The organism is Bacillus sp. SRB_8 (genome assembly GCF_003264205.1).
In the GTDB taxonomy this organism is placed as follows: Bacteria; Bacillota; Bacilli; order Bacillales; family Bacillaceae_G; genus Bacillus_A; species Bacillus_A mycoides.
Map to the genome: position 1 here is coordinate 1 of NZ_NADT01000088.1, position 496 is coordinate 496.

1 protein-coding gene is annotated in these 496 nt (G+C 34.5%); it reads right to left on the bottom strand.

The window, feature by feature from the left end; translation table 11 throughout:
• On the bottom strand, nucleotides 1-496 hold a 496-nt coding region (locus B5P40_RS31825), incomplete at both ends, for an IS4 family transposase (protein WP_113710519.1).

Sequence of the window (496 nt, forward strand, 5' to 3'; positions counted from 1 at the left end):
AACACCTTTGATAGCTCTTGGGTGTTTTTTTGTATAGTTTGGAATAGAAGAAGAAAATAGTCTTTAATCATATATATGGCTTTATACTCACTAAGCTCTCGTTTTTTCTTCATGAGGAGCAATTGGCGCATTTGAAACATGATAGAAGAACAGAGTAGAATGGCAATCAATTGACCATATAAATGGCACTCCAATCGTTCTGGTTTTATCTTTTTACAATGATGAATTTGAAAGAATGACTTCCACGTTTTAAATAAAATTTCGATTTGCCAACGCAAAGAATACCAGTCATGTACCTGTCCCATCGGGACAATATCTGTAGGGATGTTTGTCATATATACATTGATACCACTGAGTCGTTTACTACGAGGAGAATACTTCATTCCTTTCTTTTTTTCTCTTACAGCTTGATCTTGTAATCGTTTTTGTTGCTGTTGTTTTGTTAATCGATGAACAATTACACGAGCTGGCACTTTATCAATCATTCCTACATAAG